The 23,489-nt window shown below is 71.0% G+C and carries 22 protein-coding genes; 8 read left to right on the top strand and 14 right to left on the bottom strand.

Annotated features, from left to right (window positions below; all coding sequences use genetic code 11):
* The first annotated feature begins 36 nt into the window (after positions 1-36).
* Both ACH4F2_RS21130 and ACH4F2_RS21125 read left to right on the top strand, forming a co-directional pair.
* The gene (locus ACH4F2_RS21130) at positions 37-1,719 is read left to right on the top strand and encodes a GAF domain-containing sensor histidine kinase (RefSeq protein ID WP_398134239.1); all 1,683 of its coding nucleotides are present in this window, start codon (positions 37-39) and stop codon (positions 1,717-1,719) included.
* Between the two features lie 122 nt (positions 1,720-1,841).
* Positions 1,842-2,891 (top strand): peptidoglycan DD-metalloendopeptidase family protein, encoded by a 1,050-nt coding sequence (locus tag ACH4F2_RS21125; RefSeq protein WP_398134238.1) that lies wholly within the window; start codon positions 1,842-1,844, stop codon positions 2,889-2,891.
* Positions 2,892-2,952: 61 nt separating this feature from the next.
* Here ACH4F2_RS21125 and ACH4F2_RS21120 read toward each other — a convergent pair whose 3' ends face one another.
* From ACH4F2_RS21120 to ACH4F2_RS21100, 5 genes are all read right to left on the bottom strand, one after another.
* Positions 2,953-3,840, bottom strand: a complete 888-nt coding sequence (locus tag ACH4F2_RS21120; RefSeq protein ID WP_398134237.1) for a Cof-type HAD-IIB family hydrolase — start codon at positions 3,838-3,840, stop codon at positions 2,953-2,955.
* 56 nt (positions 3,841-3,896) lie between these two features.
* Positions 3,897-4,802, bottom strand: coding sequence for an LLM class flavin-dependent oxidoreductase (locus ACH4F2_RS21115; protein WP_398134236.1), 906 nt, complete (start codon positions 4,800-4,802; stop codon positions 3,897-3,899).
* A gap of 50 nt (positions 4,803-4,852) precedes the next feature.
* Complete coding sequence (locus ACH4F2_RS21110; protein WP_398134235.1) at positions 4,853-5,281, bottom strand: hypothetical protein; 429 nt, start codon at positions 5,279-5,281, stop codon at positions 4,853-4,855.
* Between the two features lie 18 nt (positions 5,282-5,299).
* Positions 5,300-5,848, bottom strand: a complete 549-nt coding sequence (locus tag ACH4F2_RS21105; protein WP_398134279.1) for an RNA 2'-phosphotransferase — start codon at positions 5,846-5,848, stop codon at positions 5,300-5,302.
* 125 nt (positions 5,849-5,973) lie between these two features.
* Positions 5,974-7,731 (bottom strand): SDR family oxidoreductase, encoded by a 1,758-nt coding sequence (locus ACH4F2_RS21100; protein WP_398134234.1) that lies wholly within the window; start codon positions 7,729-7,731, stop codon positions 5,974-5,976.
* Between the two features lie 437 nt (positions 7,732-8,168).
* Between ACH4F2_RS21100 and ACH4F2_RS21095 the strand changes: the two genes are divergently transcribed.
* The 5 genes from ACH4F2_RS21095 to ACH4F2_RS21075 all read left to right on the top strand — a co-directional run bounded on the left by ACH4F2_RS21095 (position 8,169) and on the right by ACH4F2_RS21075 (position 12,094).
* On the top strand, positions 8,169-9,143 hold the full coding sequence (locus tag ACH4F2_RS21095; RefSeq protein ID WP_398134233.1) for an ABC transporter ATP-binding protein: 975 nt from the start codon (positions 8,169-8,171) through the stop codon (positions 9,141-9,143).
* Positions 9,133-10,041, top strand: a complete 909-nt coding sequence (locus ACH4F2_RS21090) for an ABC transporter permease (protein ID WP_398134232.1) — start codon at positions 9,133-9,135, stop codon at positions 10,039-10,041. Before ACH4F2_RS21095 ends, ACH4F2_RS21090 begins: the two co-directional genes overlap by 11 nt.
* Entirely contained in the window at positions 10,038-10,949 is a 912-nt protein-coding gene (locus tag ACH4F2_RS21085; RefSeq protein ID WP_398134231.1) for an ABC transporter ATP-binding protein, read from the top strand. Before ACH4F2_RS21090 ends, ACH4F2_RS21085 begins: the two co-directional genes overlap by 4 nt.
* Before the next feature lie 11 nt (positions 10,950-10,960).
* Positions 10,961-11,680: an ABC transporter permease subunit gene (locus ACH4F2_RS21080; RefSeq protein WP_398134230.1), complete on the top strand. Its 720-nt coding sequence runs from the start codon at positions 10,961-10,963 to the stop codon at positions 11,678-11,680.
* A gap of 90 nt (positions 11,681-11,770) precedes the next feature.
* Positions 11,771-12,094: a hypothetical protein gene (locus ACH4F2_RS21075; RefSeq protein ID WP_398134229.1), complete on the top strand. Its 324-nt coding sequence runs from the start codon at positions 11,771-11,773 to the stop codon at positions 12,092-12,094.
* Between the two features lie 267 nt (positions 12,095-12,361).
* Here the strand turns inward: ACH4F2_RS21075 and ACH4F2_RS21070 are convergent, their stop codons facing one another.
* The 9 genes from ACH4F2_RS21070 to ACH4F2_RS21030 all read right to left on the bottom strand — a co-directional run bounded on the left by ACH4F2_RS21070 (position 12,362) and on the right by ACH4F2_RS21030 (position 22,615).
* Positions 12,362-13,204 carry an HAD family hydrolase gene (locus ACH4F2_RS21070; protein ID WP_398134228.1) on the bottom strand — a complete coding sequence of 281 codons (843 nt, stop codon included), beginning with the start codon at positions 13,202-13,204 and terminating at the stop codon, positions 12,362-12,364.
* Positions 13,201-14,478, bottom strand: a complete 1,278-nt coding sequence (gene serS / locus ACH4F2_RS21065; RefSeq protein WP_398134227.1) for a serine--tRNA ligase — start codon at positions 14,476-14,478, stop codon at positions 13,201-13,203. Before serS ends, ACH4F2_RS21070 begins: the two co-directional genes overlap by 4 nt.
* A gap of 606 nt (positions 14,479-15,084) precedes the next feature.
* Positions 15,085-16,017: a prephenate dehydratase gene (gene pheA / locus ACH4F2_RS21060; RefSeq protein ID WP_398134226.1), complete on the bottom strand. Its 933-nt coding sequence runs from the start codon at positions 16,015-16,017 to the stop codon at positions 15,085-15,087.
* A gap of 80 nt (positions 16,018-16,097) precedes the next feature.
* Positions 16,098-17,438 (bottom strand): iron uptake transporter deferrochelatase/peroxidase subunit, encoded by a 1,341-nt coding sequence (efeB, locus tag ACH4F2_RS21055; protein ID WP_398134225.1) that lies wholly within the window; start codon positions 17,436-17,438, stop codon positions 16,098-16,100.
* Positions 17,439-17,446: 8 nt separating this feature from the next.
* The gene (locus ACH4F2_RS21050; protein ID WP_398134224.1) at positions 17,447-19,591 is read right to left on the bottom strand and encodes a copper resistance CopC/CopD family protein; all 2,145 of its coding nucleotides are present in this window, start codon (positions 19,589-19,591) and stop codon (positions 17,447-17,449) included.
* Positions 19,592-19,604: 13 nt separating this feature from the next.
* On the bottom strand, positions 19,605-20,084 hold the full coding sequence (locus tag ACH4F2_RS21045; RefSeq protein ID WP_398134223.1) for a copper chaperone PCu(A)C: 480 nt from the start codon (positions 20,082-20,084) through the stop codon (positions 19,605-19,607).
* Positions 20,081-20,731, bottom strand: a complete 651-nt coding sequence (locus ACH4F2_RS21040) for an SCO family protein (protein ID WP_398134222.1) — start codon at positions 20,729-20,731, stop codon at positions 20,081-20,083. The genes ACH4F2_RS21045 and ACH4F2_RS21040 overlap by 4 nt, the downstream gene beginning before the upstream one ends.
* 130 nt (positions 20,732-20,861) lie before the next feature.
* Positions 20,862-21,620 (bottom strand): YcnI family protein, encoded by a 759-nt coding sequence (locus ACH4F2_RS21035; RefSeq protein ID WP_398134221.1) that lies wholly within the window; start codon positions 21,618-21,620, stop codon positions 20,862-20,864.
* 146 nt (positions 21,621-21,766) lie between these two features.
* Positions 21,767-22,615, bottom strand: coding sequence for a hypothetical protein (locus ACH4F2_RS21030; protein ID WP_398134220.1), 849 nt, complete (start codon positions 22,613-22,615; stop codon positions 21,767-21,769).
* Positions 22,616-22,848: 233 nt separating this feature from the next.
* On the opposite strand from ACH4F2_RS21030, the gene ACH4F2_RS21025 reads away from it, so the two are divergent.
* Complete coding sequence (locus tag ACH4F2_RS21025) at positions 22,849-23,313, top strand: ATP-binding protein (protein ID WP_398134219.1); 465 nt, start codon at positions 22,849-22,851, stop codon at positions 23,311-23,313.
* Positions 23,314-23,489: the final 176 nt, after the last annotated feature.

Below are 23,489 nucleotides of genomic sequence, written 5' to 3'. Positions count from 1 at the left end.
CTTTCCGTAACAAAAGGGTCTCATTAGGCTCGGGTCATGCCTCCAGCACCGCCTCCCGGCTCCCCGCCGCCCCGCGAGGGGGTCTCGACCGAGCTCCTGGCCCGGGTGCCGAAACTGCTGGACGCGATGCGGTCCGTCGGCAGCGGACTGGAACTGCACTCGACGCTGAACCGGATCTGCGAGACGGCGGCCGACCTGGCGAACGCCCGGTACGCGGCCATCGGCGTCGTCGCCGAGGACGGTGACGGCCTCGCCGACTTCGTGCATCACGGCGTCGACGAGACGATCGTCCGGCGGATCGGCCACCTGCCCGACGGGCGCAAAGGTCTGCTGGGAGCCCTCATCCGTGACCCGGAGCCGGTCCGGCTCACGGACCTGCGCGAGGACCCGCGCTCGTGCGGATTCCCGGAGCACCACCCGCCGATGCGCAGTTTCATCGGGGTCCCCATCCGCGTACAGGGTGACGTCTTCGGCAACCTCTACCTGACGGACAAACGTGCCGGGGAGCCGTTCAACGACTACGACCTCGCCATGATCCGGGTTCTGGCCACGGAGGCCGGCATCGCCATCGGCAACGCGCGGCTGTACGAGGCCGCCCAGCAGCGGGAGCGCTGGATCGACGGATCGGTGGCCGTCACCACCGCGCTCCTGTCCGGTGACGACATCGACGACGCCCTCCAGGTCGTCGCCGAACAGGCACGCCGGCTCGCCGGAGCGTCGGCCGGCATCGTGCTGCTGCCGGCCGACGAGGGCGGCCTGGAGGTCGCGGCCGTGGCAGCGGAGCACCCCACGAACGCCCTGGGCGTGGTCATCCCGGCGGACAACGGCATCGTCGCCGAACTCCTCGCGGGACGCCCCGTCTTCGTGGACGACGCCGCCACCGACCCCCGCCTGGAGGCCGGGCCGGTGCACGCCTACGGGCCGGTCATGCTGCTGCCCCTGTGCCGGGACGGCCGGGTTCTCGGGTGTCTCGCCATGCCCCGCGCACCGGGGGAACACCCGTTCACCCGGACGGAGCGTGCGCTCGGCGACCGGTTCGCCGCGCAGGCTGCGCTGGCGCTGATGTTGGCCGATGCCCAGCGCGACCGGGAGCGGCTCGCGGTGTACGAGGACCGCGACCGCATCGCCCGGGACCTGCACGACCTCGTCATCCAGCGGCTGTTCGCCACGGGGATGGTGCTGGAGAGCGCCCAGCGCGCGTCGGCCGTGCCCGAGGTGCGCGACGGGGTGGGTGGGGCCGTCGACGAACTCGACGTCACCATCCAGGAGATCCGCTCATCGGTCTTCGCGCTGCGGCAGCCCGCCGAAGCCCCCGCAGGGCTGCGCACCCGCGTGTTGCGAGAGATCAGCACGGCGGCCGTGCCGCTCGGATTCACGCCCTCGCACCGGTTCGTCGGCCCGGTCGACACTGTCGTCGGCGACCTGACCGGCAAGAACCTCATCGCCGCGCTGCGCGAGACCCTGTCCAACGCATGCCGCCACGCCCACGCGACCCGGATCGAGGTGGTCGTCGACGCGACGGTCACCCTGCCGGACGGCCGGCGGGGCGTGCGGCTGACCGTCGCGGACGACGGTGTCGGCATCCCTGAGGGCGGCCGTCGCAGCGGCCTGCACAACCTCGAGCGCCGTGCCGAGACCGTCGGCGGCACCAGTCGGATCGGCCCGGGCATCGGAGAGGACGGCGGTGGCGCGACGGTGCGGTGGGAGGCGCCGTACTGAGCTCTGCCGGTGCCGGTTTGCCCCATGTGCAGCAGCCGTACTGAGCCGTGTGCAGCAACACGTCCCCCACTCGTACGACCTCGACGAGACCGTGCGCCCTTTTCCGGTCCACGATCACTGACATGCGCTCACGTCGCCGACATCCGCTGCTCGTTCCGGTGTTGCTGTGCGCGCTTGCCGTGCTCGCGGCCCGCCCCACCGACGCCACGGACGAGGACGGTGGCTCCGGCACCGCCTTCGGCGCGCAGGTGGCGCGGCTCTACGAGGACGCGGCCAAGGCCACCCAGCAGTACGAGGACGGCCGGCGCGAGGCCGAGGCGCAGCGGTCGAAGGCCCTGGAGTACGAGTCCCGTCTCGACCGGCAGCGGCAGAAGATCGGTGCCATGCACGAGGATCTGGGCCGTATCGCCCGCGCCCAGTACCGCGGCGGCGGTGGGCTCTCGCTCACCGCGCGGGTGATTCTGGCGGACGATCCTGACGAGCTGATGCGCCGTCAGCGCGCGGTATCACGCGTGGAACTGGCGGTCAACGAGGCCATTGGCAAGAGCCTGCGCGCCGAGACCCGGCTCGCTGCCGAGGAGGCCAAGGCGCAGTCGGCCTGGCGGACTCTGGAGGTACGCAACGCCGGACTGGCCGAACTGAAGAAGAAGATCGAGAGCAAGCTGGAGGCGGCGCGGTCGCGGCTGGAGGGACAGGCAAATGCCTCGGTCGCGGCCGGCTCGTGTCCCGGCGCGGTCCGTATCGACCAGCCGGACGTGCGCCTCGCCCGGTCCTGGGTGTCACCGGTGGAGACGTACGACCTGTCGGCGTCCTTCGGCAGCGGTGGGACACGGTGGGCGAACCGGCACACCGGCCAGGACTTCGCGGTGCCGGTCGGGACGCCGGTACGGTCGGTCGGCACGGGCCGGGTGGTGAAGGTGTCGTGCGGCGGCGCGTTCGGCATCCAGGTCGTGGTCCAGCACGCGGGCGGCTACTACACGCAGTACGCCCACCTCGCCGCTGTCACCGTCGACCAGGGCGACCGGGTCCGTCCCGGCCAGTGGGTCGGACAGTCGGGCAGCACCGGCAACTCCACCGGGCCGCACCTGCACTTCGAGGTACGGGTCACACCGGAGATGGGATCGGCGCTGGACCCGGTGCCGTGGCTGGCGCAGCGCGGCGTGCCGCTCTGACGACTCCGGACGCTCCGGTGGGCCCGGGCACCCTGCGGGCCGGTGGCTGCGGGATCGACCGCTACGGCAGGTCCCGCAGAATACGCTCGATCACGACCGCCACCCCGTCGTCGTTGTTGGCGACGGTCCTCCCCGACGCGGCGGCGATCACGTCCGGATGCGCGTTGCCCATCGCGTACGACTGTCCCGCCCAGGTGAGCATCTCGACGTCGTTCGGCATGTCACCGAAGGCGACGACCTCTTCGTGCGAAATGCCGCGCTCGGCGCAGCACAGGGCGAGCGTGCTGGCCTTGGACACGTCCGGCCCGCTGATTTCCAGCAGGGCGTTGGGGCTGGACCGGGTGACGTTGGCCCGGTCGCCGATGGCGAGGCGGGCCAGTGTGAGGAAGCCGTCCGGGTCCAGCTCGGGATGGAAGGCCAGGATCTTGAGAACCGGCTGGGCTGCGGCGCGACCATCCGGCGCCAGGATCTTCTCCGCGGGGGCGATGTCGTCGGGGACCTCGACGTGCAACTTCGGGTAGGCCGGTTCCTGATGGAAACCGTATGTCTGCTCGACCGCGTACGCCGTGCCGGGCGCCGCCTCACGCAGCAGCCGGACGGCGTCCAACGCGTTCTCCCGGGCCAGCTCCCGGACCTTCACGAACCGGTGCGCTCCGGGACCGCCGTGCAGGTCGACCACGGCGGCGCCGTTGCCGCAGATGGCGAGGCCGTGACCGTGGACGTGGGCACTGACGACGTCCATCCAGCGGGCGGGCCGGCCGGTGACGAAGAAGACCTCGATACCGGCCTTCTCGGCCGCGGCCAGCGCGGCGACCGTACGCGGGGAGACCGACTTGTCGTCGCGCAGCAGCGTGCCGTCGAGGTCGGTGGCGATGAGCCGCGGGTGAGTGGCGGCGGCCGGGGGGTCGGGCTGTCGGGTCGCTGAGGTCACCCGGCCATTGTCACGCATATGCCTGCACGATCGTGCGCGGGTCCGCACATCTGTGAGCTATGGCTCTATGGCTCTCAATCCTTCAGCTGTCCCAGTGCCTCCATGGCGATCCGCTCGAAGACCTTCTCGTCCGCCGTGAAGTCCGATTCGGGGATCGGCCAGTGGATGACGAGCTCGTTGAAGCCGAGGTCACGGTGTCGGCCGGCGAAGTCGACGAAGGCGTTCACGGACTCCAGTGGCCGACTCCGGTCCGGCGTGAAGCCGGTGAGCAGGACCCTGTCGAGCTCACGCACCTCCCGGCCGATTGCGGCGCAGGCGGCGGCCAGCTTGTCGGCCTGCTCCCGCAGCGCCCGGTCCGACTGCTCGGGAGTGCCGTTCTCGTACAGCTTCGGGTCGCCGGTGGTCACCCACGCCTGCCCGTACCGCGCGGCGAGCCGCAGCCCGCGCGGACCGGTCGCGGCCACCGCGAAGGGCAGCCGGGGCCGCTGTACACAACCCGGGATGTTGCGTGCCTCGTGCGCCGAGTAGAAGTCACCCTCATACGACACGGCGTCCTCGGTCAGCAATCGGTCGAGCAGCGGGAGGAACTCGGCGAACCGGTCGGCCCGCTCACGCGGCGTCCACGGCTCCTGGCCGAGTGCGGTGGCGTCGAAGCCGGTGCCGCCCGCTCCTATGCCGAGCGTGACCCGGCCGCCGGAGATGTCGTCGAGCGAGATCAGCTCCTTGGCGAGCGTCACCGGGTGCCGGAAGTTCGGCGAGGTCACCAGGGTGCCGAGACGCAGCCGCTCGGTGACGGCCGCGGCAGCGGTGAGCGTCGGGACGGCACCGAACCACGGCCCGTCCCGGAAGCTCCGCCAGGACAGGTGGTCGTAGGTGTAGGCGGTGTGGAAACCGAGCTGCTCGGCACGCGTCCAGGCCGAACGGCCGCCTTCGTGCCAGCGACGGTACGGAAGGATCACAGTGCTCAGGCGCAGACTCATGCCTCCGAGCCTAAGCGGCCGACCCGGGTTTCACGTGAAACACCCACCGGTCACCGGGCGCGACTGCTCAGCCACGGTGTGAGGAGGAGCATCGGCACGAACTCCTTGTGCGCGCGGTCCCCCGGCAGCGGCACGATCAAACTGCGTCCCTTGACGAAGGCGAGTCCACCGAATACGGAGCACAGGAACGCGGGGACGTCATCACGCGGGATATCGGGGAACTCCACGTCCTCGACGGTGATCAGGGCGTCACCCTCGGGGAAGATCCGGACGCTCACCCGGGGCACCCCGCCGAACTCGGCGAACGCCTCATGGGGGAGGGAACCGTCGGCGTCGGTGGCCACGCCCACGCCCGCGGCGCTGCGGCGGGAGGTCTGATCGGCGCCGATGTCGTCCGTGACCTCGATCTCCAGCGCATACTCCGCGGCGATGGCGCGGAGGGCGTTGACGGCGGCTTGGGTGCTGGGTAGCTGCTCCATGTCACCTATCACGCGGGCTCAACGCTGAGCGGAGAAGCGCAGATACCGCGGTGGCACCTTCTTCGTCAGCCAGACCCCGTTCTCGCTGACGTGGAAGACATGCCCGTCGCGGTGCATGGCAGCGGCGTCCACCGACAGCACGACCGGCCGGCCGCGGCGTGCGCCGACCCGCGCCGCGGTCTCGCGGTCCGGTGAGAGGTGCACGTCGTGCCGGTTCATCGGCCTCAGCCCCTCGGCGCGGATCGCGTCCAGATGCCGGGACACGGTCCCGTGGTAGAGGTACGGCGGCGGGGTTGCCGGGAGCAGGTCGAGGTCCACTGCGATGCTATGACCCTGGCTGGCGCGGATACGCGTCCCCTCGATCGCGAAGCGCCGCTTGTCGTTCGTGGCGACCACGTGGTCGAGCTCTTCGCGGGTGAAGCGGAAGCCGTGCGCCGCCGCCGCGGTGATCAGCGTGTCGATCTCGGCCCACCCGGCCTCGTCGAGCGTGAGCCCGATTCTCTCCGGCTGGTGGCGCAGGTGCTTCGACAGATACTTGGACACCTTGACGGTGCGTCTCTCGTCCATGTGTTCCTCTTGCATGGAACCAGCGTGCCGAGAGAGCCACGTGTCACGCGATCGATTTTGCCGAGCAGGTTTGATCCACAGTCAGGGGCAGTTATCCACAGGCTACTTGGGGATGTCTGTGGAAACTACAAGGGCGGCTTCACACGTGCGAGACGCCTCGATGCCCCCGGTGCGAACCGGGATATGAGGTGGGCGCCCCGCGCCTCCGGTGTCACCGGGACCACGGCCCTGTTGTGCACGACCGCCTCCAGTACGGCGTCGGCCACCTTCTCCGGCGGGTAGTTGCGCAGCCCGTACAGCCGCGCCGTGCGCCGCTGCCGTCGCTTCTCCTCGTCGGCGTCGACGCCGGCGAAACGCGCCGTGGAGGTGATGTTGGTGTTGACGAGGCCGGGGCAGATCGCGGTGACGCCGATCCCCTGACCGGCCAGCTCGGCGCGCAGGCACTCGCTCAACATCAGCACGGCCGCCTTGGACGTGCTGTAGGCGGGCAACGCCCGGGAGGGCTGGAAGGCCGCCGCCGACGCGGTGTTGACGATGTGGCCGCCCTGCCCGCGCTCGGCCATCTGCCGGCCGAAGACACGGCAGCCGTGGATCACACCCCACAGGTTGACGTCGAGGACCTTCTTCCAGTCCTCCGGTGTGGTGTCGAAGAAGGAGCCGGACAGACCGATCCCGGCGTTGTTCACCAGAACGTCCACGACGCCGTACTCGGCGGCGACCTTGGCCGCCAGCTTCTCCATGGCCTGCTCGTCGGAGACATCGACGGTCTCCGCCCAGGCCGCCGGCGCACCGGTCAGCCGGGACAGCTCCGCGGTGCGGGAGGCGGACTCTGCGTCCCGGTCGACGGCCACCACGCGCGCGCCGGCCTCGGCGAACGCCAACGCGGTCGCCCGCCCGATGCCGTTGCCCGCGCCGGTGACCAGCACCAGCTGCCCGCCGAAGCGGTCGGCGTGCTTCCCGCTCGTGTCCGGCCCGGCCCGTCCACCGTCGACGGCGCTGACGAACTGCGTGATCCAGTCCGCCAGCCGGTCCGGCCGGGTGCGCGGCACCCAGTGCTTGGCCGGCAGCGTTCGGCGGGTCAGCCGCGGCGCCCACAGCTCCAGTCCGTCGTAGAGCCGCTCCGACAGAAAGGCGTCGCCGAGGGGCGTGATGAGCTGTACCGGCGCGTGCGCGTAGGCGTCGTCGCGCGGCCGGCGGAGCCGGGGCCGGACGTTGTCCCGGTACAGCCATGCCCCGTGCGCCGCGTCCGACGGCAGGGACGGGGTCGGGTAGTCGCCGCCGGGTACCCTCTCGACGCGCCGCAGGATGGCCGGCCAGCGCTTGCCGAGGGGGCCGCGCCAGGCCAGTTCGGGCAGTACGGGGGTGTGCAGCAGGTAGATGTACCAGGACTTGGCGCCCTGGCCGAGGAGCTGGCCGACCCGGCGCGGGGTGGGATGCCTCAGACGCGTGTCGATCCAGTGCCCGAAGTGGTCGAGGGACGGCCCGGACACCGAGGTGAAGGAGGCGATGCGGCCTTCGGTGCGCCTGACCGTGACGAACTCCCAGGACTGCACAGACCCCCAGTCGTGGCCCACCAGGTGCACGGGCCGGCCGGGGCTGACGGCGTCCGCCACGGCCAGGAAGTCGTCCGTCAGCTTCTCCAGCGTGAACCCGCCGCGCAGCGGGCTCGGCGCAGTGGACCGGCCGTGGCCCCGGACGTCGTAGAGGACCACGTGGAAGCGGCCTGCGAGGCGGGTGGCGACCTCGGACCAGACTTCCTTGCTGTCCGGGTAGCCGTGCACCAGGACGACCGTGGGCCGCTGCGGGTCGCCCAGTTCGGCCACGCACAGCTCGACCCCGCCCGTGTGCACCCAGCGCTCGCGCGCACCGTCCAGCAACGTCATCGCTCCTCCTTCCGGCGCCGTACTCCCCCACGCCCGACGGAACGATCGTGGGGAGATCCCATGGCAGGGCGTCGCCCAGCCAGAAGGCGCTCTCCTCGGGACCCGCGGAGTCGGTGACGATCTCGGACGGGGGGCGGCACCCTGCGCAACCCCCGCAGCTCCGTGCGGATCTCCGCTGCCACAGCCGTCGTCATGCCACCCCGTTCCAGCCGGTCCGCGCGTCCGGCGCGGCCCGTGCCGACCGCGCTACTCGCTCGTCACGTGACGTCGCCGAATCTCCCAGTTGTTAGACCGGGCGTCAATAGGGTGGGATGCGCGGCCAGGGAGCCGTTCCATGGCTCTCAGGTACGGCATCCCCTACGGGCCCGTACTACTCGAGTCTGACTCCAAGACGGCTCTCCGGGCTGACGACTCGAGTGGCGGGCGTCACTACTGTCATGACTGTGACTGTGATCGCGACCGAAAGCCTGAGCAAGCGGTTCCCCCGGGTGACCGCGCTCGACCGGCTCTCCGTGGACGTCGGACCCGGTGTGACCGGACTCGTCGGTGCCAACGGCGCCGGCAAGTCCACTCTGATCAAGATCCTGCTGGGTCTGTCTCCCGCCACCGAGGGCCGGGCCGAAGTGCTCGGACTCGATGTCGCCACCAAGGGAGCCGAGATCCGCGAGCGGGTCGGCTACATGCCGGAACACGACTGCCTGCCGCCCGACGTCTCGGCCACCGAGTTCGTCGTCCACATGGCACGCATGTCCGGCCTGCCGCCCACCGCCGCCCGCGAACGCACGGCCGACACCCTGCGCCACGTCGGCCTGTACGAGGAGCGCTACCGGCCCATCGGCGGCTACTCGACCGGTATGAAGCAGCGTGTGAAGCTCGCGCAGGCGCTCGTCCACGACCCGCAGCTGGTCTTCCTCGACGAGCCGACCAACGGTCTCGACCCGGTCGGCCGCGACGAGATGCTCGGCCTCATCCGCCGCATCCACACCGACTTCAACATCTCCGTCCTGGTCACGTCGCACCTGCTGGGCGAACTGGAACGCACCTGCGACCACGTCGTCGTCGTCGACGGCGGCAAGCTGCTGCGCTCCAGCTCCACCACGGACTTCACCCAGAGCACGACGACCCTCGCGATCGAGGTCACCGACACCGACGAGCACCCCGACGGCACCCGCGCGGTGCGCGACGCGCTCGGCGCGCGCGGGGTGACGGTCCAGGACGGCAGCGGCCTGCCCGGCGCCGGTCACGTCCTGCTGCTCACCGCGGCGGGCGAAGAGACCTACGACCTGGTGCGGGACGTCATCGCCGACCTCGGCCTCGGCCTGGTGCGCATGGAACAGCGCCGGCACCACATCTCGGAGGTCTTCACGGACAGTGACGCAGAACGGAAGGAGGCGGTCGGCCATGGCAACTGAGCAGCCCGTAGCCCGTGCGGCGGGTGACCAGACCCGCATCCACAACATCGGCTACCGCAGCTACGACGGCCCCCGTCTCGGCCGCGCCTACGCCCGCCGCTCGCTGTACTCGCAGTCCCTGCGCGGCGCCTACGGCCTCGGCCGCTCGGCCAAGTCCAAGGTGCTGCCGATGCTGCTGTTCGTGGTGATGTGCCTGCCCGCGGCCATCATGGTCGCCGTCGCCGTCGCCACCAAGGCGAACGACCTGCCCCTGGACTACACGCGCTACGCGATCGTCCTGCAGGCCGTCATCAGCCTCTACGTCGCCTCGCAGGCCCCCCAGTCCGTCTCCCGCGACCTGCGCTTCAAGACCGTGCCGCTGTACTTCTCACGGCCGATCGAAACCTCCGACTACGTCCGCGCCAAGTACGCGTCGCTGGCCTCGGCCCTGTTCATCCTCACCGCCGCGCCCCTGCTGGTGCTCTACGTGGGCGCGCTGCTGGCCAAACTCGACTTCGCGGACCAGACCAAGGGGTTCGCACAGGGACTCGTCTCCGTGGCACTGCTCTCGCTGCTCTTCGCCGGCCTCGGCCTCGTCGTCGCGTCGGTCACCCCGCGCCGCGGCTTCGGCATCGCGGCCGTCATCGCCGTCCTGACCATCACCTACGGCGCGGTCTCCACGCTCCAGGCCATCGCGGACGTCCAGGGCAGCTCCGGGGCCGTCGCCTGGATCGGCCTGTTCTCGCCGATCACCCTCATCGACGGAGTGTCGTCGGCCTTCCTGGGCGCCACCTCGGCCTTCCCCGGCGGGATCGGCCCGAGCAACGGCGAGGGCGCGGTCTACGTCCTCGTCACCCTGGGCCTGATCGCCGGCGCCTACGGCCTGCTGATGCGCCGCTACCAGAAGGTGGGACTGTGACCACGCTGAACATCGACCACGTCTCCCGCTGGTTCGGCAACGTGGTCGCCGTCAACGACATCACCATGACGATCGGCCCCGGCGTCACCGGCCTCCTCGGCCCCAACGGCGCGGGAAAATCCACCCTCATCAACATGATGGGCGGCTTCCTCGCCCCCTCCACCGGCAGCGTCACCCTCGACGGCCAGCCGGTCTGGCGCAACGAGGCCATCTACAAGCACATCGGCATCGTCCCCGAGCGGGAGGCGATGTACGACTTCCTCACCGGCCGGGAGTTCGTCCTCGCCAACGCCGAACTGCACGGCCTCGGCGGCAGGGCGGCCGACGAAGCGCTCGCCACCGTGGAGATGGAATACGCGCAGGACCGGAAGATCGCCACGTACTCCAAGGGCATGCGGCAGCGGGTCAAGATGGCCTCCGCCCTCGTCCACCAGCCGTCCCTGCTCCTGCTCGACGAGCCGTTCAACGGCATGGACCCGCGCCAGCGCATGCAGCTGATGGACCTGCTGCGGCGCATGGGCGACGAGGGCCGCACGGTGCTGTTCTCCTCGCACATCCTCGAAGAGGTCGAACAGCTCGCCTGGCACATCGAGGTCATCGTCGCCGGACGTCACGCGGCCAGCGGCGACTTCCGCAAGATCCGCCGCCTGATGACCGACCGGCCGCACCGCTACCTGGTGCGCTCCAGCGACGACCGGGCCCTCGCGGCAGCGCTGATCGCCGACCCGTCGACCTCCGGCATCGAGGTCGACCTGGCCGAGGGCGCACTGCGCATCCAGGCCGTCGACTTCGGCCGGTTCACGGCCCTGCTGCCGAAGGTCGCCCGCGACCACGGCATCCGGCTGCTCACGGTCTCGCCGTCCGACGAGTCCCTCGAGTCCGTCTTCTCGTATCTCGTCGCGGCGTAGGAGGCCGAAGAATGTACGACCCCACAGTCGCCAGGCTCACCTACCGAGCCCTGCTCGGCCGCCGCCGGGCACTCATCCTGGGCGCGCTGCCCCTGCTGCTGCTCGTCATCGCCGTGGCGGTGCGCGCGCTTGCCGGAGCCGACGACCAGACGGCGGTGGACGTGCTGGGCGGATTCGCCCTCGCCACCATGGTGCCGATCATCGGCGTCATCGCCGGCACCGGAGCCATCGGCCCCGAGATCGACGACGGTTCGGTGGTGTACCTGCTGTCCAAGCCGATCAAACGGCCGACGATCATCTTCACCAAGCTGATCGTCGCCGTCGCCGTGACGATGGTCTTCTCCGCCATACCCACCCTGCTCGCCGGCCTGATCCTCAACGGCAACGGCCAGCAGGTGGCCGTCGCCTACACGATCGCCGCGCTGGTCGCCTCCATCGCCTACGCCGCGCTGTTCCTGCTGCTGGGCACGGTGTCTCGGCACGCGGTGGTCTTCGGGCTCGTCTACGCCCTCGTCTGGGAGGCGCTGTTCGGCTCGCTGGTACCCGGCGCCCGCACCCTGAGCGTCCAGCAGTGGTCGCTGGCGGTGGCCCAGAAGGTCGCCGACGGGAACTTGGTGACCTCCGACGTCGGCCTGGCGACCGCGACGGTGCTGCTGGCCGGGGTGACCGTGCTCGCGACCTGGTACGCCGGTCAGAAGCTGCGGTCGCTGACACTCGCCGGGGAGGAGTGACCGGGCCCCGGCCCTGACGGGGCCTTCACCTCGGCCCGGACACACTGGGCCGGGGAGAACACGGGGACGGCAGGGCGGGGAGGAGCCGGGATGGCGGGCCAGACACCTCAACAGGACGGCGCCGGACAGCCAAAAGACGGCACCGAGGGCGCCACCAACAGCATCGGGGACGAAGCCGCCCCCGAACGCACCACCGCACCCGACACCGAAGCCGCCGACGACGTCTGGGACGGCCTCGTCCTGGACGAGCGGTTCATACGCGACGCAGGGGCCTCCGAGCCCTCGGCCCGTGCCCGGTTGCTCGCCGCCCGCTGGCGCCGCGACAAGCCGGAGCCGCAGCCGTGGCGCTCCGACGAGCCGCCCGCGGGCTGGTTCTTCAGCAAGGGCCGACGCCGCAGGTGGCGTCGGCGCTGACGCCGCGTAGGTCCGCTCTTAATCGGTGGCGCCCGGCTTTCCGTACCGGCACTGTGGTGGATGCACGAGGCCGGAGGGTGCCGGCGCATCGGGCGGCCGCTTCGAGCACGCGAGACACCTCGCGTGGGCCGGCCGACGGGGGACGGCGGTGCCCTCCGGACCGTGGCGTCAGGGCCGCGGTCCGAGCGTCCCGGGGTCCGTGGTGTCAGCGTCCCGGGGCCGCGGTCCCAGCGTCCCGGGAGCACGGTCAGCGGCCCGGGCCCGGGGTCAGGACGACAACCGCTCCAGCACGACCGCGATGCCGTCCTCGTCGTTCGAGGACGTCACCTCGTCGGCCACGGCTTTCAGCTCCTCGTGGGCGTTGGCCATCGCCACGCCCCGGGCGGCCCAGCCGAACATCGGGACGTCGTTGGGCATGTCGCCGAACGCGATCGTGTCCGCGGCCTTCAGACCGAGCCGGCGCGCCGCCAGGGACAGGCCGGTGGCCTTGGACAGGCCGAGGGGGAGCAGCTCGACGATGCCCGCGCCGGCCATGGTCACCGTGACGAAACCGCCTGCGGTGCGCCGGGCGGCGGCGGCCAGTTCGTCGTCCGACAGGGTCGGATGCTGAATGTAGATCTTGTTCAGCGGTGCCGACCACAGATCAGAGGCGTCGGTGAACGGCACTGCCGGGAGGTGACCCGCGACCGCGTAGCCCGGACCGACCAGGACGTCGCCGTCCAGGCCGTCGCGGCTCGCCGCCAGGTAAAGCGGGCCGGTCTCCGCCTCGATCTTGGCCAGCGCCACTCCGGCCAGCTGGCGGTCCAGCGTGACCGAGGTCAGCAGCCGGTGCTCCCCGGCGTGGTAGACCTGCGCGCCCTGACCGCAGACGGCCAGCCCGTTGTAGCCGAGATCGTCGAGGATGTGCCGGGTCCACGGGACCGCGCGGCCGGTGACGACGATGTGGGCCGCGCCCGCCGCGGTAGCCGCGGCGAGCGCCTCACGGGTGCGCTGTGAAACCGAGTCGTCACTGCGCAGCAGCGTGCCGTCGAGATCGGTGGCGATCAGCCGGTAGGGAAAACCTCCGGCGGGCCCGGCGCAGGACTCCGTGGCGGAGCCGGCGGCAGTCACTTGGCCACCGGTTCCAGGACCTCCCGGCCGCCCAGGTACGGCCGCAGCACCTCTGGCACACGCACCGAACCGTCGGCCTGCTGGTGGTTCTCCAGGATCGCCACGATGGTGCGCGGTACGGCGCACAGCGTGCCGTTGAGCGTGGCCAGCGGGCGTACCTTCTTGTCCTCGCGGACACGGATCGACAGCCGACGCGACTGGAACTCGGTGCAGTCCGACGTCGAGGTCAGCTCGCGGTACTTGCCCTGGGTCGGAATCCACGCCTCGCAGTCGTACTTGCGCGCGGCCGAGGAGCCCAGGTCGGCCGAGGCGACGTCGATGACCCGGAACGGCAGCTCCAGAGACGTCAGCCACTGCTTCTCCCACTCCAGCAGGCGCTGGTGCTCGGCCTGCGAGTCCTCGGGGAGGACGTAGGAGAACATCTCGACCTTGTCGAACTGATGCACGCGGAAGATGCCCTTGGTGTCCTTGCCGTGCGAGCCCGCCTCGCGGCGGAAGCAGGGCGAGAAGCCGGCGTAGCGCAGCGGCAGGCGGTCCGCGTCGAGGATCTCGTCCATGTGGTACGCGGCGAGCGGCACCTCGGACGTGCCGACCAGGTACAGGTCGTCCTTGTCGAGGTGGTAGACGTCCTGGGCGGCCTGGCCGAGGAAGCCGGTGCCGGCCATCGACTGCGGGCGCACCAGCGCCGGGGTCAGCATCGGGGTGAAGCCGGCCGCCGTGGCCTGGGCGATCGCCGCGTTGACCAGGGCGAGTTCCAGGAGCGCGCCGACGCCGGTCAGGAAGTAGAAACGCGAACCGGAAACCTTGGCGCCGCGTTCGACGTCGATGGCACCGAGCAGCTGGCCCAGCTCGAGGTGGTCCTTGGGCTCGAAGCCCTCGGCCGCGAAGTCGCGGTGGGTGCCGTGCGTCTCCAGCGTGACGAAGTCCTCCTCGCCGCCGACGGGAACGTCGGGGTGGACGAGGTTGCCGAGCCGCTGGAGCAGCTCCTGGGTCGCGGCGTCGGCCGCATCACGCTCGGCGTCGGCCGCCTTGACGTCGGCGGCGAGCTGGCTCGCCCGCGTCAGCAGCTCGGCCTTCTCGTCTCCGGAGGCCTTGCCGATGAGCTTGCCGAGGCCCCTCTGCTCGGCGCGCAGCTCGTCGAAGCGGATGCCGGACGACCGGCGCCGCTCGTCGGCAGACAGGAGGGAGTCGACGAGCGCGACGTCCTCTCCACGGGCGCGCTGCGACGCGCGCACACGGTCGGGGTCCTCACGGAGCAGGCGAAGGTCAATCACGCGGTCAAGGCTACCGGTGCGCGGTGACGGCTCTCGACTCACTCTTGCTGATCGTGGGTCCTGGGTTCCGTTATGCGGAAATCGCTCCTTGTGTACACCTTGCGCGCACCCTGTTCCCGCATGTCGATCGAGGGTGGCCCACTCCCTGGAACGAGACAGGGGGCAGGTGGGGGGTTGACTGGGGGCTGACTGGATTTCCTTGTGGAGAGCGGGACTTGCGGGAGCTGTCCGCTCCCTGTCTGTCCACAGGAATCCCCAGCCCCGAGAAGTTATCCACAGGCTGTGCGAAAAATCTGTGGACTCACGGAAGCGGCCATTCTCAATTCCCGCGGCGCGCCGTCCAAACCCTTCATGCCTCCACTTTCGGGTGGAAACGGAGTGATCGTGTCACTCCAGAGGATGGAGGGTGAGGAACAGATGGACGAAAGGCGGCAGAAGCGCCTGTTGGTAAGCATGGTGCCGTAGGGGGACATAGCGACTGAATGCCACTTCGTTGTCGACTTGTCCCCAGGTCGAGAAGCGGACCTGTGGATAACTTCTGTGGATAACGAGATTATGCAAGTACGACTGGTGTGGCTGGCCGGTTCCGGCCGGTCAGAACAGCCGTCAGAACCGACCGTCCTGGCAACGCGCCACCCAGTCCGCCGCCGCGACGAACGCTTCGTCCGAGGTCCCCGGCCGGGGTGTGCCCACGTCCGTCGGCTCTACCTCCGCGCGCGGGTACGAGCCCAGATAGCGCACCTGGAGACAGGTCCGCTTCAGGCCCATCAGGGCATCGGCCACCCGGCGGTCGGAGATGTGCCCCTCGGCGTCGATGCAGAAGCAGTAGTTGCCGATGCCGGCACCGGTGGGCCGGGACTGCAGCAGCATCAGGTTGACGCCCCGGGTGGCGAACTCGCCCAGCAGGTCGCGCAGGCCACCGGGGTGGTCGTCGCGCTGCCAGAGCACGATGGACGTCTTGTCCGCGCCGGTCGGTGCCGCGGGCCGGGCGGGACGGCCCACGAGCACGAAGCGGGTCTGGGCGTTCTCCGCGTCGTGGATGTCCGCCTCCAGGACCTCCAGGCCGTAGCGGGCCGCGGCGAACTCACCGGCGAATGCCGCGTCGTACCGGCCCTCCTGCACCAGGCGGGCGCCGTCGGCGTTGGAGGCGGCCGACTCCCAGGCGACGTCCGGGAGGTGCCTCCTGATCCAGTTGCGTACCTGGGGCTGGGCGGCCGGGTGGGCGGTGACCGTTTTGATGTCCGACAGCTTGGTGCCGGGGCGGACCAGCAGCGCGAAGGTGATGGACAGCAGCACCTCGCGGTAGATCATCAGCGGCTGGCCGGCGACCAGCTCGTCGAGGGTGGTGGTGATGCCGCCCTCGACGGAGTTCTCGATCGGCACGAACGCGGCCTCGGCCTCGCCTGTGCGCACCGCGTCGAGCGCGGACTGGACGGACACGTACGGGACCAGTTCCCGGGTCGCCGTCTCCGGGAGGGTGCGCAGGGCGACTTCGGTGAAGGTGCCTTCGGGGCCGAGATACGCGTAACTGGCTGGCATGTCCTCACCCTAATGGGCCCGGCCAGGCCTGGTTCACGTGTCTTGGGCGATCCGTTCCCCGGGATGACGTCCGGACGGTTTCACCCCTCCAGCAGCCGCTGACCCACGTATTCTCCCTCCGCCGCTCCGCCGGGCACTGCGAACAGCCCGCTCGCCTCGTGCCGGATGAACTGCGAGAGCGCGTCCCCCCGGTCCAGTTTGCGTTGTACGGGTACGAATCCGCGCAGTGGATCGGCCTGCCAGCAGATGAAGAGCAGGCCCGCGTCGGGCACACCGTCCGCGTCGAAGCCGTCGTGGTACGAGAAAGGCCGCCGGACCATGGCCGCGCCGCCGTTCTGGTCGGGGCGGGTGATGCGGGCGTGTGCGTTGATCGGAACGATCAGGTTCCCGGCCTTGTCCGTCTTCTCCAGGTCCATCTCGGTCGTCTCGGTGCCCCCCGACAACGGCGCCCCGTCGGACTTCCGGCGTCCGATGACATCCTCCTGGGCCTTGACGGAGAGCTTCTCCCAGTCGTCGAGGAGCATGCGGATGCGGCGTACGACGGCGTAGGAACCGTTCGCCATCCACGCGTGTTCCTTCTTCCCGTTCTCCCCCGGCTTCTCGGACTGCTCGGGGACGAAGATCCGCTGGTCGAAATCGGCGTCGGCCGGCTTCGGGTTGCGAGTGCCGTCTACCTGGCCCATGAGGTTGCGGGCGGTCATGGGGTGGGCGGTGGCGCCCGGCGAGCGGTTGAAGCCGTTCATCTGCCAGCGGACCCGGGCGGCCGATCCGGCGTCCTGCTGAAGGGCGCGCAGGGCGTGGAAGGCGACCAGGGCGTCGTCGGCACCGATCTGCACCCACAGGTCGCCGTTGCTGCGGTTCTTGTCGAGGTGGTCGGAGGAGAAGTCGGGCAGCGGGTCGAGGGCGACCGGTCGCTGCTTCACCAGGCCGGTCCGGTCGAAGAAGCTGTGCCCGAATCCAAAGGTGACGGTCAGCGAGGAGGGCCCCGCGTCCCGGGCCACGTCCGTGTCACGGGTTCCGGCCGGGGCGCCCGCCATCAGCCGCCGGGCGGTGTCGGACCAGCGGCGCAGCAGCGCGGCGGCCTCCTTGCGGCCGGCGCCCGCCGCCAGGTCGAAGGCGATGAGGTGGCCGCAGGCCTGCATGGGAGTGGTGATGCCGGGCTGATGTTTCCCGTGAAACATCACCTGCTCACTGCCGAGCGAGGTGAGCGGCGTAGCCGCGGACGAGGGCGCGGCGGCGTAACCCGCGGCGCCGCCCGCCGCGCCGAGGACGAGACCGCTGGCACCGGCGGTGCCGAGCAACCGCCGCCGGGAGATGCCCTCGCGGGCGGTGGTGCTCTCGGAGCCGAGGGGCCCGGGACCGCCGGGCGACCCGTGGGTCGTCTCGGGAGTGCGGGCCTCCGGGATGGACTGGTCAGCCATGGTGCGGTTCAGCCGATCTGCGCGTTCTTGGAGACGGTCACCTGGTCGATGTCGGAGGTCCGCACGGTCACGGCGACCTCCCAGTCGCCGGCCATCGGGATCTGCACCCCGCTCGCCGACCAGTGTCCGGTGGTGATGTGGTCGGGGACGACGGGCAGCGGCCCGATGTCCTTGGCGTCCAGGGTGAAGGCGACCTTCACCTCGGGGATGTCGAAGGCGTTTCCGTTCGGGCGCTCGACGTAGAGGTGCATGTCGTTGGCACCCACGCGTGCGGGGTCGAGTTCGACCCGTATGACGCCCTTGCCGCTCTGGCCGCCGGTGTCGAAGGGCATGTCCAGGGTGACTACCCCGGTGGAGGGGGCGGACGGGGAGGCGGCGGACGGGTTGGCGGCCTTGGCCTCCTCCTCGGTCCGGCCCGGCTCGGTCTGGGTCAGGACGGTGGTGACGGTGAGCAGGACGACGGCGACGCCCGCCTCGGCGAGTACGGAGCGGCGCAGTCCGAAGCGGTGGGGGTTGGCGTCCCGTTGCCGCTTCTTCCGGGCGGCGTCCACGGCCGCGCGCTGCCGGGCGAGCTGAGCGGCGCGCTGCGAGGAGCCGGGGCCCTTCGTCGCTTCGGACGGCCGCGCGGAGTCCTTCGTCGCTTCGGACGGCCGCGCGGAGTCCTTCGTCGCGCCGGACGGCCGCGCGGAGTCCTTCGTCGCGCCGGACGACCGCGCGGGGGCCTTCGCCGTCCCCGCCGCCCCCTCGGCGGCCCCCTCGGCGGCCTCCTCTGCGGCCTTCTCCTCGGTCTTCGAGGCATCGGAAGCCTTCGTGGCGGCCTTCGCCCCGCCGGGGACCTTCCAGGCGACCTCCGCCTTCTCGCTCTTGCGGCCGGTGAGCGCGCCGACCTGCTGCCCCTCCCGCCGGCGGGCGATCTCGGGCACCGTGTCCGCCAGTTGTGCCGTCCATCGGCGAGAGAGGCAGGCGATGCCGACCAGCACCGCCACGAGCCCGATCTTGACGAGGAGCAGCTGGCCGTACCGGGTGTCGGTGAAGGCCGTCCAGGAGCCGAGCTGTCGCCAGGACTGGTAGGTGCCGGTCAGCACGAGCGCGATCACGCTGCCGAAGGCGATGCGCGAGAACCGGCGTACGGCGACGGCGGGGACCGGTGTGTCCGTGGGTGCCCGGTACAGGGTGACGAGAAGGGTGGTGAGCCCGCCGAGCCAGGCGGCCATCGCGAGCAGGTGGACGATGTCGACCGGCATGGCGATACCGGCCTGGAGGCCGACGGAGGCGTGCTCGGACATCGCCCAGGTCGCCGCGAGCCCGGCCGCGACGACGGCTCCGCCGACCGCGAGTCCGAAGGTGAGGTCCCGCTTCTCCTCGTCCTCCCGCTTGTCGTAGGCGCCGAAGAGCACGGCGACGAACAGTGCGGCCGCCGCGAGCAGCAGCAGCCGGGAGACCAGTGCGGCGCCGGTCTTGGTCTGGAGGACCTCGCCGAGCAGATTCAGGTCGAAGACGTCACCGAGCTTGCCGGTGCCGGTATAGGAGCCGCGCAGCAGGAGCAGCAGAAGCGTGGCGGCGGTGAGCGTGAGCCATCCCGAGACGACGAGCCGCTGCACCGCCCGGACCCCCGAGCCGCGCGGCCAGCAGGCGAGGACGAAGGCAGCGCCGCCCACCAGCACGGTGAACCCGGCGTACGACACGTACCGCCCCAGGCCGTACAGCCAGCCGACGGTCCCGCCGCCCGCCTTCGAGCCGTAGACGGAGACGGACGTCTCGGACGGGGCGCCGATGGAGAAGGTGTAGGCGCCGGCGACCGGGTGGCTGTCGGCGGACACGACCTGGTAGGTCACCGTGTAGGTGCCGTCGGGCAGCCCGGCGTGCAGTTTCACGGAGTATGTCGTGCCCCCCGTGCCGGACGGCTTGCCGTCGTCGACACGTGTGCCGTTGGGGTCGAACACGCGCAGCGAGTCGTCGTCCATGGAGACAGATTCGGAGAAGGTGAGCGACACCTGGGCCGGAGCCTTGCCGACCACCGCCCCCTCCTGGGGGTCGCTGCCGGTCAGTGCGGCGTGCGCGGAGGCCGGTCCTGCGCCGGCGAGCAGCGCGCAGGCCGCGGCCACAAGCAGCAGCACCAGGGTCCGGACGCGTGGGGCGATGGTCTGCGTCAAGGTGGTCCCTCCCTCAGTGTCCGGAGTGTGCGGAGTGCCCGGTGGGCCGGTACGTGGCGGCCTTCACGGGCAGCTTGACCGTGACCGGGTCGGAGTGGGCGAAGTGGAGTTCGACGGAGACTGTCTGTCCCTGCTTGGGCTGCTGCTTCAGCTTCTCGAACATCAGGTGGTTGCCGCCGCTTTCGAGCACGAGTTCGCCGTGGGCGGGGATCGGGAGGCGGTCGACCTCCCTCATCGTCCCGTCGACGGTTTCGTGCACGGTGACGTCACCGGCTCCGCTCGTGACCGAGGTCAGTTCGTCCTCGGTGTCGCCCTCGTTGGTGATGGTGAGGAAGCCCGCGGCCATCGAGTCGGAGACAGGCTGCGGTATGTAGGCGGCACCGACGGAGAGTTCGGCACCGGAGGACGAGGAGCCGGAGTCCGAGTCGCCGCAGCCCGCGAGGGCCAGGGCGCCGATCACCGTCACGGCGGCGAGGGCGGGGCGGCCTCTCACGGGTTCTCTCCCTTGATGAGCTCGGGGAGGTCCTTGGTGTAGTCCTCGACGGTGGCGTCCTCGCCGTACAGGACGTAGCCGGCGTCGGACTTCGGGGAGAAGGCGACGACCTGGGTGCCGTGCGCTGACACGATCTTGCCGTTCTTGTCCTTGGTCGGCGGGTCGATGGAGATGCCGAGGGTGCGGGCGCCGGCCTGGACGGTGTCGAAGTCGCCGGTCAGGCCGACGATCTGCGGGTCGATGCCCTTGAGCCACTTGCCGAGCGCGGCCGGGGTGTCGCGTTCCGGGTCGGTGCTGACGAACACGATGCGGAGCTTGTCCTGCTCGGCCTGCGACAGCTGCTTCTTGGCCACGGCGACGTTGTTCATGGTCAGGGGGCAGACGTCGGGGCAGTGGGTGTAGCCGAAGTAGATCAGGGTGGGTTTGCCGGCGGTCTGCTCGCGGAGGTCGTACTCCTTGCCCTGGGTGTCGGTGAGGACCAGGTCGGGCTTTTCGAAGGGCTTGTCGAGGACGGTGGCGGCCTTCTGGCCGGTGTCCTCGGAGACCACCGCGACGGGCTTGTCGCTGTCGGCGCCGCTGCCGCAGGCGGACAGGGTCAGGGAGGCGGCGGCGAGCAGTGCGGCCGCGGCGAACGTCTTCTTGCGCATAGAGAAATGTCCCAGATGTGAGGTACTCCGGTGCGCGCCGGGATCCGCCGTACCGACGGAGGGTGTCCGGCGCGCACCGGACGAGAGGGTGCGTGGGCGTTGTCACGCCGACGCACCGGGGCGTGCGTTGTTACGCCGACGCGCCGGAGTCGCGCCGACGTCCGGCCAGCACTCCGTAGGCGACGCCCGCGGCGCCGACCACGATGCCGACGATGCCGAGGACGCGGGCGGTGGTGTCGGTGCCGTCCCCGGAACCGGTGTCGGAGGAGGCGGTGGTGTCCGCGGGGGTGTTCTGCGCGGCCGCCTCGGTGCCGTCCCCGGCCTTCGCGCCCGACGAGCCGTGGGCATCATCCTCGGCCGCGGACAGCTCCAGCACGGGCGCCGGGCTCTCCGGCTCCTCCTGGCCCTCCTGCGGCACCTCGATCCAGCGCACGACCTCCTTGTTGTCGTACGTCTGGATCGCCTTGAACACCAGCTCGTCGGCGTCCTCGGGCAGCGCGCCGACGGAGACCGGGAACTTCTGGAAGTAGCCGGGCTCGATGCCCTTGCCGTCGGCGGTCCAGGTGACCTTGCTGACGACCTCGGTGATCTGCTTCCCGTGCGACTCCAGCGGCTTGGCCGGCTTGACCTTGGTGACCACTGCCTTCCAGCCGGGGACCGGCTGCGGCATCACGGACGCCAGCGGGTGGTCGGTGGGGAAGCTGACCTCCAGCTTGGTGGTGGAGGCGTTGTCGCGTTCGTTGGGGACCTTGAAGCCGACGACCGCGTAGCCGCCCTTGGCGGCCGTGCCCTCCGGCTGCACGCTGACATGCGCGAAGGCGGGGGCGGACAGGGCGAGGACGGCGATGCCGGAGACGGCGCCGGCGGCGGCGATACGAGAAGTCTTCATGGACGGAGCACTCCGCTTCGAGTGGGCCACCGGTGCTGCACCGGTGGCGGGTGACGGGAGGGGCGCGCGCACGCGCGCGTGCCGCACGACGGCGGCCCCTCCGTGCGGTGGCCGATGGGCCGGAGCGGGGTGGTGGTCGCGTCGTGTCAGGCGGCGAGGGCGAACGCGTCACCCGGCGGGCCGCGTCTGATCACCGTGTGCTGGAGCGCGGTGGTGCGGGGCCGCGGTGGCACCTGCCGGGCGGTGTGCGGCAGACGCGGGCCCGTCCCGGGAACACCGCAGAGCCCGGCGTGCAGGGCGCGGACCAGCGAGAGCGCCGCGCGCAGGGCGCGTACGAACGCGGCCTCGGCCACGGAGTGGGCCGAGTGCGCCGACAGTTCGACGAGCCGGGCCAGGGCCAGGTCCCCGCGCCGCAGCAGCCAGCCGGCGGCCAGGGCGGCGAGTACGTGGCCGAGCAGCATCGGCAGGGACGGCAGCAGCGAGGCCGTGGGGCCGGCGGCGGACAGGGCGTCGGCGGGCTGGTGGGCCGCGCCGGCGTGGACGTCCGGAGCGATCCGCGCGTCGGTGAGGATCCGCTGGGCCTGCGCCGGGCTGATCGCCGCCGCGGTGGTCCCGCAGACCAGCCGTGCGGCCTGCTGGACCAGTGAGGCGTCGGACAGCGGGCCGGATCCGCCGGTGGACGGGACGGCCGTACCGGACGCCGTGACCGTCGCGGCACCGTGCTGGCCCAGTCCGAACAGGGCGTGCAGCGCGGTCTGGCCGACGGTGAGCAGCGCCGCGATGCCGGACAGCGAGCGCTCGCGTCCGGCGAGGGGCGCGGCGACCACGACCGCCCCGAGGAAACCGGCGCCCAGCGACCACAGCGGAACGGTGGCGCAGGAGGCGAGGGTGTGCCCTGCCGCGGCCAGCACGACGCAGACCGCGGCGAACACCGCGGTCCGCAGGATCCGGAGATCGTTCCCGGAGCGCACCGTAGGCGGGTGGGGGGCAGTCATGGCGGGCTCATCATCCCACTGGCACCCCCCGCGCCGTACGGCAGGTCCACAAGATGCCGTACGACCGGGAGAGGGCCGAAAGGTCACTTTCTGGTGCGGGTCGCCCGACATACACCGATCGGCGGCAGGGACGCATCCGCCATATGGACGGTCTCATGGGGAAACCGCGCTTACGCCCGGGCGCGGGGGGCAATACGTAACGGTATGTCGAGCCGCGGCCGGGAGGCTGGAGCATGAGCATCTGGTGGTCCCTCCATTTGCGGCGCGAGGCTGCGAGTGTGCCCCTGGCCCGCCGCCTGCTGGTCGGCACCATGGAGACCGCGGGTGTCGACCCCGACATCTCGTTCGACCTCTCCCTCGCGCTGAGCGAGGCCTGCGCGAACGCCGTCGAGCACGGTGGTGACGACGAGCCCGGCGGACCCTCGCAGGCGTATCGCGTCACGGCCTACCTCGACGGAGAGCTGTGCCGGATCGAGGTCGCCGACACGGGCCCGGGGTTCCCCGCGGGCGCTCCGGGCCGACCGGGGAGAGTGGCACGCCCGGTGGCCGACGACGCCGAGGACGGCCGCGGTCTGTGCCTCATCCGGGAACTCGCCGACCACGTGCACATCGGCAGCAGGCCGGGCCGGGCCGGTGCCGTGGTGAGCTTCGACAAGGTCCTCAAGTGGCGCGAGGGCACCCCGCTGCTGGCGGTCTGACGGCGGCTCGACACGCAGTCGCCGCACGGGCCGCTGTCATCACGCAGGTCCCGGTGGCCCCGCCGCGCGAGATGCCGAACCGGCCGGCCGGCCGTCGGGTCGTCGACAGATGGGCTCCGCGGGGCGGCCTGCCCTCCCGTACGGCGTCCCGCAGCGCCCGTTCGAGCCCGGCCCGG

It is taken from the genome of Streptomyces sp. NPDC017890, assembly GCF_044328675.1.
GTDB lineage: Bacteria > Actinomycetota > Actinomycetes > Streptomycetales > Streptomycetaceae > Streptomyces.
This window is presented reverse-complemented; position numbering and strand designations above follow the sequence as displayed.